This window comes from Mycobacterium sp. URHD0025, assembly GCF_000426065.1.
In the GTDB taxonomy this organism is placed as follows: domain Bacteria; phylum Actinomycetota; class Actinomycetes; order Mycobacteriales; family Mycobacteriaceae; genus Mycobacterium.
Genome location: NZ_AUEQ01000011.1, coordinates 239,015 through 253,754, shown reverse-complemented (window position 1 = coordinate 253,754; position 14,740 = coordinate 239,015). Strand labels below are relative to the sequence as shown.

The 14,740-nt window shown below is 67.1% G+C and carries 15 protein-coding genes; 6 read left to right on the top strand and 9 right to left on the bottom strand.

Annotated features, from left to right (window positions below; genetic code table 11):
• Window positions 1-7 precede the first annotated feature (7 nt).
• Window positions 8-817 (top strand): L,D-transpeptidase, encoded by an 810-nt coding sequence (locus H977_RS0118175; RefSeq protein ID WP_029109192.1) that lies wholly within the window; start codon window positions 8-10, stop codon window positions 815-817.
• A gap of 110 nt (window positions 818-927) precedes the next feature.
• On the opposite strand, the gene H977_RS0118170 is transcribed toward H977_RS0118175, so the two are convergent.
• Together H977_RS0118170 and H977_RS0118165 are read right to left on the bottom strand one after the other, a co-directional pair.
• Complete coding sequence (locus H977_RS0118170; RefSeq protein WP_029109191.1) at window positions 928-1,410, bottom strand: hypothetical protein; 483 nt, start codon at window positions 1,408-1,410, stop codon at window positions 928-930.
• 246 nt (window positions 1,411-1,656) lie between these two features.
• Window positions 1,657-2,520 carry a DUF732 domain-containing protein gene (locus tag H977_RS0118165; protein ID WP_029109190.1) on the bottom strand — a complete coding sequence of 288 codons (864 nt, stop codon included), beginning with the start codon at window positions 2,518-2,520 and terminating at the stop codon, window positions 1,657-1,659.
• A 213-nt stretch (window positions 2,521-2,733) separates the two neighbouring features.
• Here H977_RS0118165 and H977_RS0118160 point away from each other — a divergent pair, with 213 nt between their 5' ends.
• The gene (locus tag H977_RS0118160) at window positions 2,734-3,570 is read left to right on the top strand and encodes an SDR family oxidoreductase (protein WP_029109189.1); all 837 of its coding nucleotides are present in this window, start codon (window positions 2,734-2,736) and stop codon (window positions 3,568-3,570) included.
• A gap of 13 nt (window positions 3,571-3,583) precedes the next feature.
• Here the strand turns inward: H977_RS0118160 and H977_RS0118155 are convergent, their stop codons facing one another.
• Window positions 3,584-4,423, bottom strand: coding sequence for a class I SAM-dependent methyltransferase (locus H977_RS0118155; protein ID WP_081681775.1), 840 nt, complete (start codon window positions 4,421-4,423; stop codon window positions 3,584-3,586).
• A 325-nt stretch (window positions 4,424-4,748) separates the two neighbouring features.
• Between H977_RS0118155 and H977_RS0118150 the strand changes: the two genes are divergently transcribed.
• Both H977_RS0118150 and H977_RS0118145 read left to right on the top strand, forming a co-directional pair.
• Window positions 4,749-5,894: a glycoside hydrolase 5 family protein gene (locus tag H977_RS0118150; protein WP_029109187.1), complete on the top strand. Its 1,146-nt coding sequence runs from the start codon at window positions 4,749-4,751 to the stop codon at window positions 5,892-5,894.
• A 53-nt stretch (window positions 5,895-5,947) separates the two neighbouring features.
• Window positions 5,948-6,418: a hypothetical protein gene (locus H977_RS0118145; protein ID WP_029109186.1), complete on the top strand. Its 471-nt coding sequence runs from the start codon at window positions 5,948-5,950 to the stop codon at window positions 6,416-6,418.
• 9 nt (window positions 6,419-6,427) lie between these two features.
• On the opposite strand, the gene H977_RS0118140 is transcribed toward H977_RS0118145, so the two are convergent.
• A complete protein-coding gene (locus tag H977_RS0118140; protein ID WP_051288920.1) occupies window positions 6,428-7,492 on the bottom strand; it encodes an alpha/beta fold hydrolase in 1,065 nt (354 codons plus the stop codon).
• 75 nt (window positions 7,493-7,567) lie between these two features.
• On the opposite strand from H977_RS0118140, the gene H977_RS0118135 reads away from it, so the two are divergent.
• Complete coding sequence (locus H977_RS0118135; protein WP_029109184.1) at window positions 7,568-8,464, top strand: LysR family transcriptional regulator; 897 nt, start codon at window positions 7,568-7,570, stop codon at window positions 8,462-8,464.
• Here H977_RS0118135 and H977_RS0118130 read toward each other — a convergent pair.
• Together H977_RS0118130 and H977_RS0118125 are read right to left on the bottom strand one after the other, a co-directional pair.
• Window positions 8,461-8,814 (bottom strand): VOC family protein, encoded by a 354-nt coding sequence (locus H977_RS0118130; RefSeq protein ID WP_029109183.1) that lies wholly within the window; start codon window positions 8,812-8,814, stop codon window positions 8,461-8,463. The genes H977_RS0118135 and H977_RS0118130 overlap by 4 nt on opposite strands.
• A gap of 96 nt (window positions 8,815-8,910) precedes the next feature.
• Window positions 8,911-9,831 carry a TIGR03619 family F420-dependent LLM class oxidoreductase gene (locus tag H977_RS0118125; RefSeq protein ID WP_029109182.1) on the bottom strand — a complete coding sequence of 307 codons (921 nt, stop codon included), beginning with the start codon at window positions 9,829-9,831 and terminating at the stop codon, window positions 8,911-8,913.
• Between the two features lie 106 nt (window positions 9,832-9,937).
• Here H977_RS0118125 and H977_RS0118120 point away from each other — a divergent pair, with 106 nt between their 5' ends.
• Window positions 9,938-10,717, top strand: a complete 780-nt coding sequence (locus tag H977_RS0118120; RefSeq protein ID WP_029109181.1) for an SDR family NAD(P)-dependent oxidoreductase — start codon at window positions 9,938-9,940, stop codon at window positions 10,715-10,717.
• Here H977_RS0118120 and H977_RS0118115 read toward each other — a convergent pair.
• Genes H977_RS0118115 through helR form a run of 3 tightly spaced genes read right to left on the bottom strand, consistent with a single transcriptional unit; the run spans window position 10,682 to window position 14,688 of the window.
• Window positions 10,682-11,317 carry a TetR/AcrR family transcriptional regulator gene (locus tag H977_RS0118115; RefSeq protein ID WP_029109180.1) on the bottom strand — a complete coding sequence of 212 codons (636 nt, stop codon included), beginning with the start codon at window positions 11,315-11,317 and terminating at the stop codon, window positions 10,682-10,684. The genes H977_RS0118120 and H977_RS0118115 overlap by 36 nt on opposite strands.
• A 7-nt stretch (window positions 11,318-11,324) precedes the next feature.
• Complete coding sequence (locus H977_RS0118110; protein WP_029109179.1) at window positions 11,325-12,530, bottom strand: FAD-dependent oxidoreductase; 1,206 nt, start codon at window positions 12,528-12,530, stop codon at window positions 11,325-11,327.
• Window positions 12,523-14,688, bottom strand: coding sequence for an RNA polymerase recycling motor ATPase HelR (helR, locus tag H977_RS0118105; protein ID WP_029109178.1), 2,166 nt, complete (start codon window positions 14,686-14,688; stop codon window positions 12,523-12,525). The genes H977_RS0118110 and helR overlap by 8 nt, the downstream gene beginning before the upstream one ends.
• Between the last annotated feature and the right edge of the window lie 52 nt (window positions 14,689-14,740).

The window sequence follows — 14,740 nt, the reverse complement described above, 5'->3', positions numbered from 1 at the left end:
CGAATTGATGCGCGCGGTTTTTCAGGGTGTTCTCGTATCGGTCGTGATCGTCATGGCCTTCTTCTCCGGAGCCACCGATAGCGTCGACCCGGCGGCGGTGAGTCTGCCGCTGACCTCGACCATCGAATCGATCGCGCCGGCCAAGGGCGCCGTCGTGGGCGTGGGCCATCCCGTGGTGGTGACATTCAAGAACCCGGTGACCAACCGGTCATCTGTCGAACGTGCGCTCGGGCTGAACTCCACTCCCGCGCGTACCGGCACCTATGAGTGGCTCGATGCCAAGGTCGTGTCGTGGACTCCGGAGCAGTTCTGGCCGGCACACAGCACGGTGATGCTGTCGGTCGGCGGCATGCGGACCGAATTTCAAACCGGCCCAGCGGTTGTCGGTGTCGCCGACATCTCCGACCACACCTTCACCGTGACCATCGACGGGATGGCCGAAGACCCGCCGATCGCCCTTCCGGCACCGCACCACCTGCCGCATGCCGGCGAGCCGGGGGTGCTGCTGGCCTCGATGGGCCGTCCGGACTATCCGACTCCGGTCGGCACCTACACCGTCCTGGGGAAAGACCGCACGGTGAAGATGGATTCGAGCAGCGTCGGCATTCCCGTCGACGCCCCTGACGGTTATCTCCTCGACGTGGATTACGCGGTCCGCTTCACCCATCGTGGCCTGTTCGTGCACTCGGCGCCGTGGGCTGTCCCGTCGATGGGACTGGACAACACCAGCCACGGCTGCATCAGCCTGATCCCGGCGGCCGCCGAATGGTACTTCAACACCGTCAACGTCGGCGATCCGGTGATCGTGCAGGAGTAGCGAATCTCGCTGTCAGGCAAGAAAACACGGCATGAGTAAGGCGCCCGGCCGGTGAGCCGGGCGCCTTACTCATGCCGCCTACTGGGTCGGGGCGATCAGCCCGCCACCGATCAGTTCGCGGGACCGGGCAGTGTGGGTGTCCCCGCCACCGGCCCGCCACCGGGCGAAACGGTAGGCACGCCCTTTCCGGTGCCCGCTGCGACGGCCACCGGAGCGGCGATGGGAGCTGCCGCGGGGACAGGAGCCGCTGCCGGCACGACCGGCACCGGTGGCGCCAGCGGTACCGGCGGGACGACCGGCGGTGCGAGCGGTACCGGTGGGACCACGGGCGGTGCCGCGACTGGCACCGGGGGGATGGCTGCGGGCGCCGCTGCGGGCACGACGCCGGCGGCTTCGACCGCGGCAGCCGCACACAGCGGTGCGCCGGCTACAGGTGCGGCGCCGGCAGCGGCATCGACGCACTTGTAGCCGCCTGTCTTGAGCTGTAGCGCGGCTGCCGCGTGCGGACTCAGCGCTACGGCGGTCGCCAACGCGGTCATGCACAATCCAGCGCTGACGACAGTTTTGACCGTGATGTGAGCAAAGTTGGCCATCCCCGATCAGCTCCTTCGGGTCGTGCGGTAATTACACCGATGAGAATTGTGACGAGCGCAACCGTAGAACTCCCAGAATTGGGAGTCCAGACAAGTTTTCAGATGGATGCGCGGTTGACATGTGAGCGAGCCGCACTCGTGATCGCTTCGTGTCCAATCGACGGTGTACGCCGTGATATGACAGCCCGGATCAACGGCGCAGTTCCGTACCGGGGCGTGGTTTTCGCAAATTTGAACGCGCAAACATCATTGACCGAGCTGCATCTGGATCCCTTTGGCCACAAGCTGTTCGAAGCTGTAGCTGAATTCGCCACGACGCCCCACTGAAAGCACGTAGCGATCCTCACCTTCGGTCAACGGCACGCTGAAGGAGAAGGTGCAGCTGGCGGCGCTGCCTTTACCGGGCCCCAGGGTGGTGGTCGCCAGCACGTCGCCTTTGCCGTTCTTGACCGTGACGATGGTGCCGGGGTTGACGTCGGAGTACCCGTTCGCGCCCTGGCACGTCGTCCCGTCCGAGGCGATGCCGTCCACGCCGGCATTGTCGGAGAGGATGAAAGTGCCCGTGACGGTGGTTTTTTCAAGCACACGGAAACCTTCGGAGAAATGCGGGCAGAACGTGTCGACGGCGATCTTGTCGGCCGCCAACCCCTCTTGGGCTTCGCCGTCTTCCAGCCGTCGGCACACCTGCCGTCCGTGGGCCACCGCATTGGCATCGGAATTGAACTGATCGAAGAGCCCGGAATCGTGCAGTGCTGCAAGGTATCCGGCTTCCGGAGGGGGTGGTGGCCTGCGGCCTGCCACCAGTAGCACCCACACCACCGCGGCAGTCATCACGATGATCACCGCGGCCGCGGTGGTTCCCAGCCACGTCGCCCGGATACCGGAGGTCTTCAGCTCCAGGTAGTCGGGCAGCATCCGGCCGCCGATGGGGTCGGTCGACACGGCCCTGCCGTCGCGTACCCGGTTCGTCGGGTGCCCGGTGACGAAGTAGCGGCCTTCGTGACGCGCGGTCGGGTCCGGTCGCCATCCTGTCGTCGACGTGTGGATCTGTCCGCAGCGGCTGCAGGTGTCGGTCCCATCGAGCGGGGATCCGCAATACGGGCACGTCATAGCGCGCGATCCGCCGCGGGTGTTCGACAACGGTTCGCCAGCGTCATCGTCGGGCCATCTGCCATCACTAACCGTTATATGCCGCTCGGTGCGTCCGCACAGCGAGCCGCTCAGATTGCGCCGCGAAAATGTCTCGCGCCGCCGATGTTGCCGCTGAGCAGTCGCTCGAGCCCCCGGCGCGCGCGGCGATTTTGCCGGTATACCGTGCTTGTCATGACACGGGTGACGGTGATCACAGGCGGTGCGGGTGGCATGGGGCTGGCGACGGCCAAAGTCGTCGGCCGGGACCACGCGGTGGTGTTGTGCGACGTGCGACAGGAGCGCCTCGACGACGCGGCCACGGCCCTGGGTGATCTCGGTATCCCGGCTACGATCGTCAATGCCGACGTCACGGACCGCGCCGCCGTCGATCGGCTTTTCGAGACCGCCTCAGGGCTCGGCAACGTGGGCGCGGTCGTCCATGCGGCGGGGGTCAGTCCGAGCATGGGTGATGCCGGGTACGTCATGAGGACCAACGCGCTGGGCACCCTCCATGTGAACGAGGCCTTCTTCGCGTCCGCGGCCGAAGGCGCGGCCATTGTCAACGTGGCGTCGATGGCAGCCCACCTGCTGCCCGAGGAAGCCATTCCGGTGCAACACTTTCCGCTGGCACTGCAGGATCAGGACGCATTCCTCACCGAAATGCTGGCGGCCTGCGGGATGGCTCCCGAGGACATGAGGTCCGGTTTCTCCTATGCCATCAGCAAGGCCTTTGTGAAGTGGTACAGCTCGTCGCAGGCCGAGCGGTTCAACGGCCGCGGTATCCGCATCGTCTCGGTCTCGCCCGGCTCGATCGACACCGAGATGGGCCGGTTGGAAGAACAGGCCGGGGCAGGCGCCCTGGTGGCCGATGCCGCTGTGCCGCGGTGGGGCAAGCCCGAGGAGATGGCCGATCTGCTGGCCTACTGCATCAGTGAGCGGGCCGGTTACCTCACCGGCACGGACATCCTCAACGACGGCGGCGTCGTGGCCTCGATGCGCGAGCGCGCCCGGCTGGCCGGCCGAAGTTGAGGCCCGCAGCTGGTCAGCCGAACTCCAGCAGCGTGTAGGCCCCGCGAATCTGCTTGGTGGGCTTGAACTGCCAGAACGTCGGAAACACGGTGCCGAAGAACCATCCTCGTCCCCTGGGCATCGGCAGATCGTGTACGGCCTTGATGCCCGGGACGGTGTGCGCCAGGTTCGCCAGTTCGGCAGGTGACAGGCTGAACGGCATCGGCGGTACACGGTAGCGCCGAGAGGACCGTATGCCCTTCGGGGCGAACTTCTTCACCAGCACCGGCGGCAGGTCGAAGATCATCTGCCCGCCGGGAAATCGTTTCGCACACTCGGTGATCAGGCCCAGGGCCTCCTCGGGCTGCAGGTACATCAGCAGCCCTTCGGCGGTCACGAAAACCCCATCGGTGGTGTCCACCGCGTCCATCCAGCTGAAGTCCAGTGCCGACTGCGCCCGGGTGCCGATGCGGTCGGAGTGGGGCAGCAGCAGCTCGCGCAGCGCGATGATCGGCGGGAAATCGACTGTCAGCCAACGGAACCGGGCGTCCGAAAGTGCCGCGCTGAGCCGCCAGAAACTGGTCTGCAGTCCTTCGGCCAGTGCCACGACGGTGGCCGAAGGATGTTCGGTCAGGTACTCGCGGGCGGCCTTGTCGAAGGCGAGCGAGCGCAGGGCCATCTCCTGGCCCTTGCGCCGGCCGAACTTGTCGAAGTCGAACTCGATCGCATCGGCGAGCTGGATCGCCAGCGGGTCATCGATGATGGCATCGGGATGGCTGGCCTGGTGGGCCCGGCCGCTCAGCGTCAGCAGTGCGGTCTCCGAAACTCCGGTCAGGTTGCCTGCGTCGATTCTGCCGTTGTCTGGGAGGTCCACGATGGCCACGCTACCGGGGCTACCGGGCGCTATCCGGCCATCGCCGCTGGAAAGCAGCACCGTCGCCGAGCCTCCCCGCGTCCGTAGAGTGTCCGGGAGCCCCACGCTCCGCGATGCGATCGCCCATTGCCAACAGGTACCCGAAGTGGTCCGCCCCAAACCATGGCAGCGCGGCGTGCGGCACGGGCCGGAGTCGGGTACACCTCGAGGGGTGGGCAGATCGATGCCCGGCCGATCCAAGGCACGCCGATGATGATGAAATCGTAAGGAACACAGTTTGTTTGGCATTTCTACGCAGCGCATCACGTCAGGCGTCGCCGGTCAGGTGGCTCGGCGCACGGCGTTCAAGGTGCCGTTGGTCGTTTCGGCGGCCGCGGCGCTGTCCAGGGCGCCACGGGCCCGCGCACAGGCCGACGGGCCGGGGCCCCGCTGGTCACCGGAGCGGGCGCAGCGCTGGTATGCCGCGCAGGGCTGGCTGGTGGGCGCCAACTTCATTCCGTCCAACGCGGGCAACCAACTGGAGATGTTCCAGCCCGAGACCTATGACCCGCAGCGGATCGACAACGAGTTGCGTATCGCCCGGTTGGCCGGATTCAACACCGTGCGGGTGTTCCTGCACGATCAATTGTGGGCTCAGGGCCACCTGGGTTTTCAGAACCGACTGGCCCAGTTCGTTGCTCTGGCATCCAGCCACGGCATCAAACCCCTGTTCGTGCTGTTCGATTCCTGCTGGGATCCATTTCCCCGATTGGGTCACCAGCGTCGGCCCCGGCCCGGAATACACAACTCGGTGTGGGTCCAGAGTCCGGGTGCGCAGCATCTGGACGACCGCCGGTACCGCCGAACCTTGCGTGAGTATGTCGTCGGCGTCATCACCCAGTTCCGTCATGACGAGCGGGTGTTGGGATGGGACCTGTGGAACGAGCCCGACAATCCCGCGGCCACGTACCGGGAGGTGGAACGGCAGGACAAGGTGGGCCTCGTCGAAGACCTCTTGCCGCAGGTATTCGCCTGGGCCCGCTCGGTGAACCCGGTGCAGCCGCTGACCAGCGGTGTTTGGGACGGGCCATGGGCTGATCCGCTGAAGCGCAGTGCGATGGCGACGATCCAGCTGGACCACTCGGATGTGGTGACGTTCCACAGCTACGACGATCCGGTCGGATTCGAGGCCCGGATCGGCGAGCTGGCACCGATGGGACGGCCGATCCTGTGCACCGAGTACCTGGCGCGAGGCGAGGGCAGCACCATAGAGGGGGTTCTGCCGGTCGCCAAACGGCACAACGTCGGTGCGTACACCTGGGGTCTGGTGGCGGGTAAGACGCAGACCTATCTGCCGTGGGATTCCTGGGACCGGCCCTACAAGACACCGCCACGGGTCTGGTTCCATGACTTGTTCCACGCCGATGGTCGGCCGTATCGGGACGGCGAGATCCGCGTGATCCGGAAGTTGACCGGACGGCCGTATCCCTGACGACAACAGAATCACCGGGGCGACCTCGGTGCCGAGCGATGACGGGGCCCGCGATGACGGTCAAGAAATGCGCCGCGCTGGCGTCATGGTTGCTGGCAGCAGCACTGTTGTTCACCGCGTGCTCGACGACATCGGGCGACGCGACTGCCGGCGACGGCGGGAAGGGCATGCCGTCCTCCGCGGAGGCCGCCGCGGAATTCGGTGACGTGGTGCTCCCGCCTGGTGTCGAGGTGCTGGGCGTGGATGTCGATTCCGGTCGCGACACCCGCCACCGGCTGGCGCTGCGGACGAATGCCGCTCAGCTGCCCGAGTTGTTGTCGCAGTTCACCCGGCAGCCACAGGTATCGGAGATTCCCCGCACCACGGAGGTGATCGCCGGACCGGAGTTGTCGGGCGCCCCGAATCCGCTGTACGCGCAAGACCGGATCACCACCAAGGGCGGCAGGACGGTGAACCGTGAGGTGATCGTGGACGAACGCTCACCCGACGAGGTCTACGTCCATCTGTCGCTCTACACCACCTGAACGCCGGGTTCAGCGCCTGCCCATCCGGCTGACGTCGGCGATGGCCGCGGCGAACTGCTCGGGTGCCTCCTGGGGCACGTTGTGCCCGATGCCGTCGAGGACGCGGTGTTCATACGGCCCGGTGTAGAGCGCGCGGTAGCCGGCTCCGTCCTTGGCCGCACCGTCGAAGTCGGACCCGATCGTGATCGTCGGAACGGTGACGGGTGGCTTGCCGGCCAGCCGGGCCTCGTCGGCGTCGAAGCGGGGCTCGCCCGGGGCCAGGCTGAGCCGCCACCGGTAGTTGTGCACCACGATGTCGACATGGTCGGGGTTGTCGAACGACGCGGCCGACAGGTCGTAGGTGGCGTCATCGAACTTCCACAGCGGTGAGGCCTTGGTCCAGATCAACCGGTTGAACTCCTTGGTGTTCTGGCGGTAGCCGAGCTCACCGCGCGGGGTGGCGAAGTAGTACTGGTACCACCAGCCCAATTCGGCCTCCGGTGACAGCGGTTTCAGATTGGCCGCCAGGTTGACGGTGATATAGCCGCTGACGGCGACGAGACCGGCGCACCGCTGCGGCCACAGCGCGGCGACGTTGTTGGCGGTGCGCCCGCCCCAGTCGTACCCACCGAGCACGGCATCGCGAATGTCGAGGGCGTCCATCAGGGCGATGACATCGTGCGCGAGTGCGGCCTGCTGACCGTTGCGCACGGTGTTCGCGGAGCGGAACCGGGTGGAGCCGAAGCCGCGCAGGTAGGGCACGATCACGCGGAAGCCCTGTTCGGCGAGCGGTGCCGAGGCATCGGCGTAGCTGTGGATGTCATAGGGCCAGCCGTGCAGCAGGATCACCGGTTGCCCGTCGGCCGGGCCGGCCTCGGTGTAGCCGACGTTGAGCTCACCGGCGTCGATCTGTTTGACCGGGTTCAGGGTGTGCGACGGCTTCGAGGGAGGGCCGGCCGGGCCGGCAGGCGGCGCGGGGGTGCCGCAGGCGGCGAGTGTCGCGGCGCCTGCCGCGGCGGCCGTGAGGAAACCGAAATTCCTTCTGCTCAAACCGTTCACCGTTGCTGCTCCTTCTCGCGGGGTCTCGGTGTCCATCTCACCCGTCCGGGCACATCAAGTCCAACGATTGAATATGATGAGTCCCATCGCCAAGATAGATAGTCTGACACCGTGGAGTTACGACAGATCGAACACTTCATCGCAGTGGCCGGCGAGATGAGTTTCACCCGCGCCGCCGAGCGGGCGCATGTCGTGCAGTCGGCGTTGTCGACCTCGATCGCCAAGCTGGAGCGTGAACTCGGCGTCGAGCTGTTCGACCGGTCACGGCAACGGATCAGTCTGACCGCCGCGGGGGAGGCCTTCCGGTCGCACGCCTACGAGGTGCTGCATGCGGCCCGAGCGGCAGCCGAATCTGCCGGTCAGTTCCGCGGGTCTCTCATGGGTACAGTCGAATTCGGCTCGCTGATCTCCTATGGGCCGGTCGACGTCGGCGGTGCCCTCGGCGACTTCCACCGTGCCCACCCGTTCGTCCGGCTGCGGTTGAGGCTGAGCCAATCGGGTGCGTCGGCCTATCTGGCAGCGCTCCTGGAGGGCTCGCTGGATCTGGCCCTGGTCTCGCTGCCCAACCGGTTCCCGGCGCAGCTGGACATGAAGCTGCTGTTCGAGGAGCCGATGGTGTTCGTCTGCCGTGACGACCACACCTTGGCGCGTCGTCGCCGTCTCGAGCTGGGGGACCTGGCCGGCGAAGAGCTCGTCGGCTTCCCACCCGAATTCGGGTTGCGGCGCCTGATGGACGACGCGTTTCACCGCGCCGGTGTGCAACCGCAGACGCAGTACGAGGTTCCGGCCGGGTTCGCCGCGATCGCCGAACTGGTCGGCAACGGTCTGGGCATCGCGTTCATGCCGGCGTCCGAGGCGCGCCGCTTCGGCGATCTGCGAACCGTTGCGTTGCGCGACCCGGCGGTGTGGCAGGTCTACCTGGCCGCTCCGCCGGTCGAGCGGATGACACCGGCCGCCGCGCGGCTGGCCGAAACCCTGCTCGACGCCGCGGCTTCCGTGTCCGGCTAACGGGCCAGCGGGCTGTAGAACACCAGGCCGTTGCCCTTGTTGTCGTAGACCACGGCCCGGCGCTCGTGCGCATCGTCGTACGGGTGCTTGATGATTCCGCCGCCGCTGGCCTCGATCGCCTTGGCCGCGCCATCCACGTCGGCGGTCTTGATCCCGACGACGACCTGGCCGGGGATCGGGTGATCCACCGATGTAGCCAGCGCGAGGGTCAGCGAGCCGCCGTCGAGCGCGGCGAAGTGGGCGCCATCGCGGAACTTCAGCGGCATACCCAGTGTCTCGCTGTAGAAGCGGATCGACTCATCCAGGTCGTCGGTCGACAGAATGATCATCCGAACGTCGTGGTCGCTCATCAGTGCCCTCCTATGGCTGAACGGTTTCAGGCTAGGGGCTGCACGGGTGCGGGCATAGGGCCCTTGGTCCATCTGGATCCTTGACCACCACCAGTTCTATGGCACCTTTGGTTTGATCTCCTCGATCACCCACTGGGCATAGTCGAGGTATTCGTCGACACCACTGACAGCAGGCAGTGGGACGGCACTGACGGTGACGCCTTGTTCGCCGAGCCAGCACAACCTGTCGACGATCTCCTGCGCGCTCATGTCGGACCGGGCATCTGGATCGATGCGCACCGTATGGCCCTCTCCGACGCGTCGGGTCGCCATACCGTGTACGACGTCGAACGGTCGTCCGTCGTAGCCCGTCTGCGATTTGAGGTATTCGATGCGCTCGGCGATCTGCTCGGGCGGGGTGAGAAAGGACCACCACCCTGTGCCGTATCTGGCAGCACGGCGGAGGGAGGCATCGGCGTCACCACCGATCCACACCGGAAGATGTGGTTTCTGAACCGGTTTGGGCTCAACGGCGATGTCGTCGAAAGACACATACCGGCCCTCGAACCGAGGGGCTTCGCTGGTCCACAGCTCGATGATGGCGGCCAGATACTCGTCGGCGATCCGGCCGCGTTCGTGGAACGGGACGCCCAGCAGCTCGAACTCGCGCTGCAGCCAACCCACACCGAAAGTGACCATCATCCGCCCACTGCTCATCCAGTCCGCTGTCGCCAGCGCCTTGGCGAGCACGATCGGATGCTGGAGTGGCAACACCGTGATGCAGGAGTTCAGGCAGATCGAGGACGTGGCTCCCGCCAGGTACGCCTGGGCTGTCGTGGACTGCAGGTAGTGAGGGCCGGACAATTCGACGTGGTCGTGGGGGATCGCGAAATGCTCGGGTACGGCGATCATGTCGTAGCCGAGCGCGTCGGCCCGTTTCGCCATCCGGGTCTGGTCGGCCCCGGTCACGGCCGCCTCCCAGGGTTGCATCATTGCCTTCAGGCGCAGCATGTGCGGCAGGTTGAAGATGAATTGCACTGCGGCTCCGTCCGGGATCGGGCAACTTCGGTAGCCAAGACTCTACATATATAGAGATTTGATGCGATAGTTTGTCCGAAACGAACCAGAGGAGACGTGGCCGACGATGACGCTGCAATTCGATCTGTCGCACCGGCGGGTGTTGATCACCGGTGCCGGGCAGGGCGTCGGCCGTGGCCTTGCCGATGCCTTCGGCGCCGCCGGGGCCACGGTGCTGGTCAACGATCTCCGCTCGGACCGCGCCGAGGCGGTGGCCGCGGAGCTGCGGGAGGCGGGCGGCGATGCGGAGCCGGTCCCGTTCGACGTCACCGACTATGCCGCCGCCACGCAGGCAATCACAGCGGCGGGGCCGGTGGACATCCTGGTGAACAATGCGGGCAACGCCGGGGCCGAGGGCTTCGCCGCCCGCATGCCGTTCGCCGAATCCGCTCCGGCGGACTGGGATCCGTTCCTGCGGGTGAATCTCTACGGGGTGCTGCACTGCACGCGGGCGGTGCTGCCGACGATGGTCGAGCGGCAGTGGGGCCGGGTGGTGACCATCGTCTCGGATGCGGGACGGACCGGGGACGCCAGCGGTGCGGTATACGCGGCGGCCAAAGCCGGGGCCGCGGGCCTGACCCGGTCGATCGCGCTGGAGAACGGCCGCTACGGCGTCACCGCCAACAACATCGCGCTGGGCACCATGCGGACACCGCTCACCGAACCGCTGTGGGCCGAGATGGCCGACTCGCCACAGGCGAAGGCGATCCTGTCGCGTTACCCGATCCGCAGGCCCGGCCTGCCCGAGGACGTCGCCTATCTCGCGGTCCTGCTGGCCAGTGACCACGGTTCCTGGATCACGGGGCAGACGCTACCCGTCAACGGCGGCTACTCCTTCGCGATGTGAGGCCGGCAGGGGAGCCGCGACGATCGCGGTGATGATGTCGTGAAGCTGTTCGCCGGAGCTGATCGTGCGGTCCCCACGGGCCAGGGCGAGCATCAGTCCGCTGATGAAAGTCATCAGGACATAAGCCTTTTCATCGATGGTCGCCGAGTCGGTGCCCACCGGGCACAGCCCCGCCACGACGTGACGGTGCAGCTCGAAGAAGCGCTCCTGATTGCGGCTGAACGCCTCGGCCAGGGCGGCATCGCGGCTCGAGGGCATGACCAGCTCATAGCGCGCCTTGCTGCGGACCAGGCGCGCACCGGTTCCTGAGCGGATCACCAGGCGGGCCAGGCCGGCTGCCGACGACGGGCCGTCACCGTCGTTTTCGGATCGGGTGGCCGCGGTGAGGTCGGCCAGGTCGAGATCGGCGATGCGGTTGGCGGCGGCACGTATCAACGCCGCGCTGGTGCGGAAGTAGAACGACGTGGTTCCGTCTGCGACGCCGGCCTTGCGGTCGACCTTCAGGTGGGTGACACCCTTGATGCCCTCGCGGGCCAGCAGAGTGATTGCCGCATCGCACAATTCGCGGCGGCGTTGTTCCGGGTTCTGTTTGCCTCCCACGCGGTACCTAACGGCGAGCCGGCTCGGGCACGTGTTCGGGCCGTACACCGGTGCCCACCAGATACGCCGGTATCGCGCTGAGTTGGGGGAACCGGCGCATGATGGTCCCCAGCACACCCGGCGGGGTGATCTCGGCACCGGCCATCACCGGTTTCATCACCTGGCGATGCAAGATCCGTTGGATGCCCTGGGTGACTGTGGTGGGCACGAAGCGTTGACGCTGCACGGCGGCCAGGTCGGATTCGGTGACCCGGTGCCCGCGCAGCGGCTGGTACAGCAGGCGTGCGGCCGCGGCGGCATCCTGGATCGCGACGTTGATGCCGACCCCGCCGACGGGTGACATGGCGTGCGCGGCATCGCCGATGCACAGCAGCCCTTCGCGGTGCCACCGCGGCAGCCGGTTGAGTTGTACATCAAGGTGTTTGACGTCGTCCCACGAGGCGAGCGATCCGGCGTCGGCTTCGGGGATCAGCTCGGCGAGCTCGGCGTGGAATGCGTCGAGCCCGCGGGCCCGCAGCGCGGCGTCACTTCCCTTGGGAATCAGGTAGGCCACCTGGAAGTAGCCGCTCCGGGGAATCATGATGAGCGCGCGTCCCGGCCCGGTACGCGGGATCAGTGAGTACTGACCGTCTTCGGTCCGCGGCAACCGGAACCACCAGACGTCGAAGGGCACCGGATAGTCCTTGGTCTTCAGCCCGGCCTCCCGTCTGACCACCGAAGTGCGCCCGTCGCACGCCACGGTCAGCTCGGCGCGCAGCTCGCCGGCCCCGTCCGGGCTGGTGTAGCGCACGCCGGTGATCCGCTCACCGTCGCGCAGCAGCCCTGTCACCTCGGTCTGCATGAGCAGGGTGAAGTTGGGTTCGCACTTTCCGGCGTCGGCCAGCAGATCGAGGAAATCCCATTGCGGCACCATCGCCACGTACGGGTGTGGCTGGCGCAGCCGGCGGAAGTCGACGAAGGTCACCGGATCGCCGTCGACCGGGAACTCCGCCTTCTCCACCTTGCTGTAACCGATCTCGCTGAACTCGTCGAACAGGCCCAATTCGTCGAGCATCCGCATGGTGCTCGGATGCACTGTGTCGCCGCGGAAATCGCGCAGAAAGTCGGCGTGCTTCTCCAGCACGGTCACCGCCACTCCGCATCGGGCCAGGATGAGCCCGAGCATCATCCCGGCGGGTCCACCTCCGACGATCGCACACGTGGTGTCAGGCATGGGCGAGTCCGTTCAGGGCGGCGGGCAGGGGTGCGGTGTGCAGCACGCCGAGGCGCTGCGTCGCGCGGGTCAACGCGACGTACAACTCGGCGGCACCCCGATCGCCGTCGGCCAGGATCCGTGCGGGCTCCACGACCAGCACGGCGTCGAACTCGAGGCCCTTCGTCTCCGACGGTGCCACCGCACCCGGAACGTCCGGGGGTCCGATCACCACGCTGGTCCCGTCCCGTGCCGCTTCGTCACGAACGAATTCCTCGATGGCAGACGGTATTTCCGTGGCGCTCAGGTGCCGTGACCACGGCTGCACCCCGCATGAGCGGACCGATTCCGGCGGGGTGACAGACGGGGAGAACTGGGCCAGCACCGCACCGGCCACCGCCATGATCTCGGCCGGGGTGCGGTAGTTGACCGACAGTGTCCGGTAGATCCAGCGGCCGGGCACATACGGCTCCAGCATGGTGTCCCAGGACCGGGCCCCGGCCGCCGAGCGGCGTTGGGCCAGGTCACCGACCACTGTGAAGGACCGCCGTGGGCAACGACGCATCAGCACCCGCCAGTCCATCTCGGACAGTTCCTGGGCTTCGTCGACCACAACATGACCGTAGGTCCAATCCCGGTCGGCCGCAGCGCGTTCGGCGAGTTCGCGGGTGTCGCGTTCGAGGAACCGGTCGGCCAGGTCCTCGGCGTCGATCAGGTCGCTGGCCAGGAGGTGGTCCTCGTCGTCCATCAGATCCTCGCGGGCGATCATCAGATCGAGCACTCCGGCGGCGTAGGCGGCTTCCTCGCGCCGTTCGCGTTCGGCGGCCTCGTCGGCCGCCTTGTCCCGGCCCAGCAGGTCGACGAGTTCGTCGAGCAGGGGCACGTCCGAGATGGTCCAGGCGCTGCCGTCGGCACGGAACAACCGGGCATCGGCACCGGCCGCGGCAAGCCGCTCGGGCGACGAATACAGCGGGGCGAGGAGGGTTTCCGGGGTGAGGATCGGCCACAGCGCATCGAGTGCCGCAGCGAATGCCGCGTTGTCGTCGAGTTCGCTGACCACGCTCGCCCGCAGCTCCTCCCATGCCGCCTTGTCCTGACGGCTGAGCCAGCCCTTGCCGATGCGCGCCACGGCCCGCTCGGTGAGGACGTAGGTGACGATGTCGCGGAAGGTCGCGCGGGCCTCGTTGTGGGGCAGTCCGGTGTCGCGGGCCTCCTCGATGGCCCACTGCGCGGTTTCGGCATCGATGCGCACGGTGACATCGGGCAGTTCGATGAGGATCGGCTCGTCCGGGACCGCCTGGCGGTCCGCCACCGCGGCGGCCAGCACGTCGAGGATCCGCAGTGAGCCCTTGATCGCGGCGACCTCGGGTGCGTCCTCGGCCGTGACCTGCAGGCCGGGGACCAGGTCGCCGGGCGTCATGAACACCGCGTCGGATTCGCCCAACGAGGGCAGGACCCGGCCGATGTGGTGCAGGAACGCCTCATTGGGACCGACCACCAGAACACCGTGACGTTCGATCCGCTCGCGGTGTGTGTAGAGCAGGTACGCCACCCGGTGCAGCGCCACCACGGTCTTGCCGGTCCCGGGCCCGCCCTCGACCACCAGCACGCCGAGGTGCTCGTTGCGGATCACCTCGTCCTGCTCGGCCTGGATCGTCGCGACGATGTCGCGCATGCCCTCACCGCGCGGGGCGTTGACGGCGGCCAGCAGCGCCGCATCGCCGGAGTCTTCCCCGGTGGGCCGGCCGAGCACCTCGTCGGTGAAATCGAGCACACGCCGCCCAAGGGTGCGGAACTGGCGGCGCCTGCGCATGTTCTCCGGATGCGCGCCGGTCGCGGTGTAGAACGGGCGGGCCAACGGTGCCCGCCAGTCCAACAGCAACGGCTCGTAGTCGTCCTCGCGGTCGAAGATGCCCAGGCGCCCGACGTAGAGATGTTCTCCGGCAACGGTTTCCAGTCGCCCGAAGCACAGGCCGTTGTCGGCCACGTCGAGCCGGTTGCCCTCCTTGGCCAGCGCCATGACCTCCGCATCGCGCTCCACCGCGGAGCCACCGTGCTCACGCAGCGCGGTGCGATAGCGCTCCCGCACGCGGGTGCGCTCGGCGTCCAGGCGGGTATAGAGCCCGTCGACATAGTTCTGTTCCGACTGCAATTCGTCGTCGTGTGCGTCAGCTGGCACGTAGCCCTCAGTTCCCTTGCTTGCCCGTGGCGTCGTTCGGCCAGCGATTGTG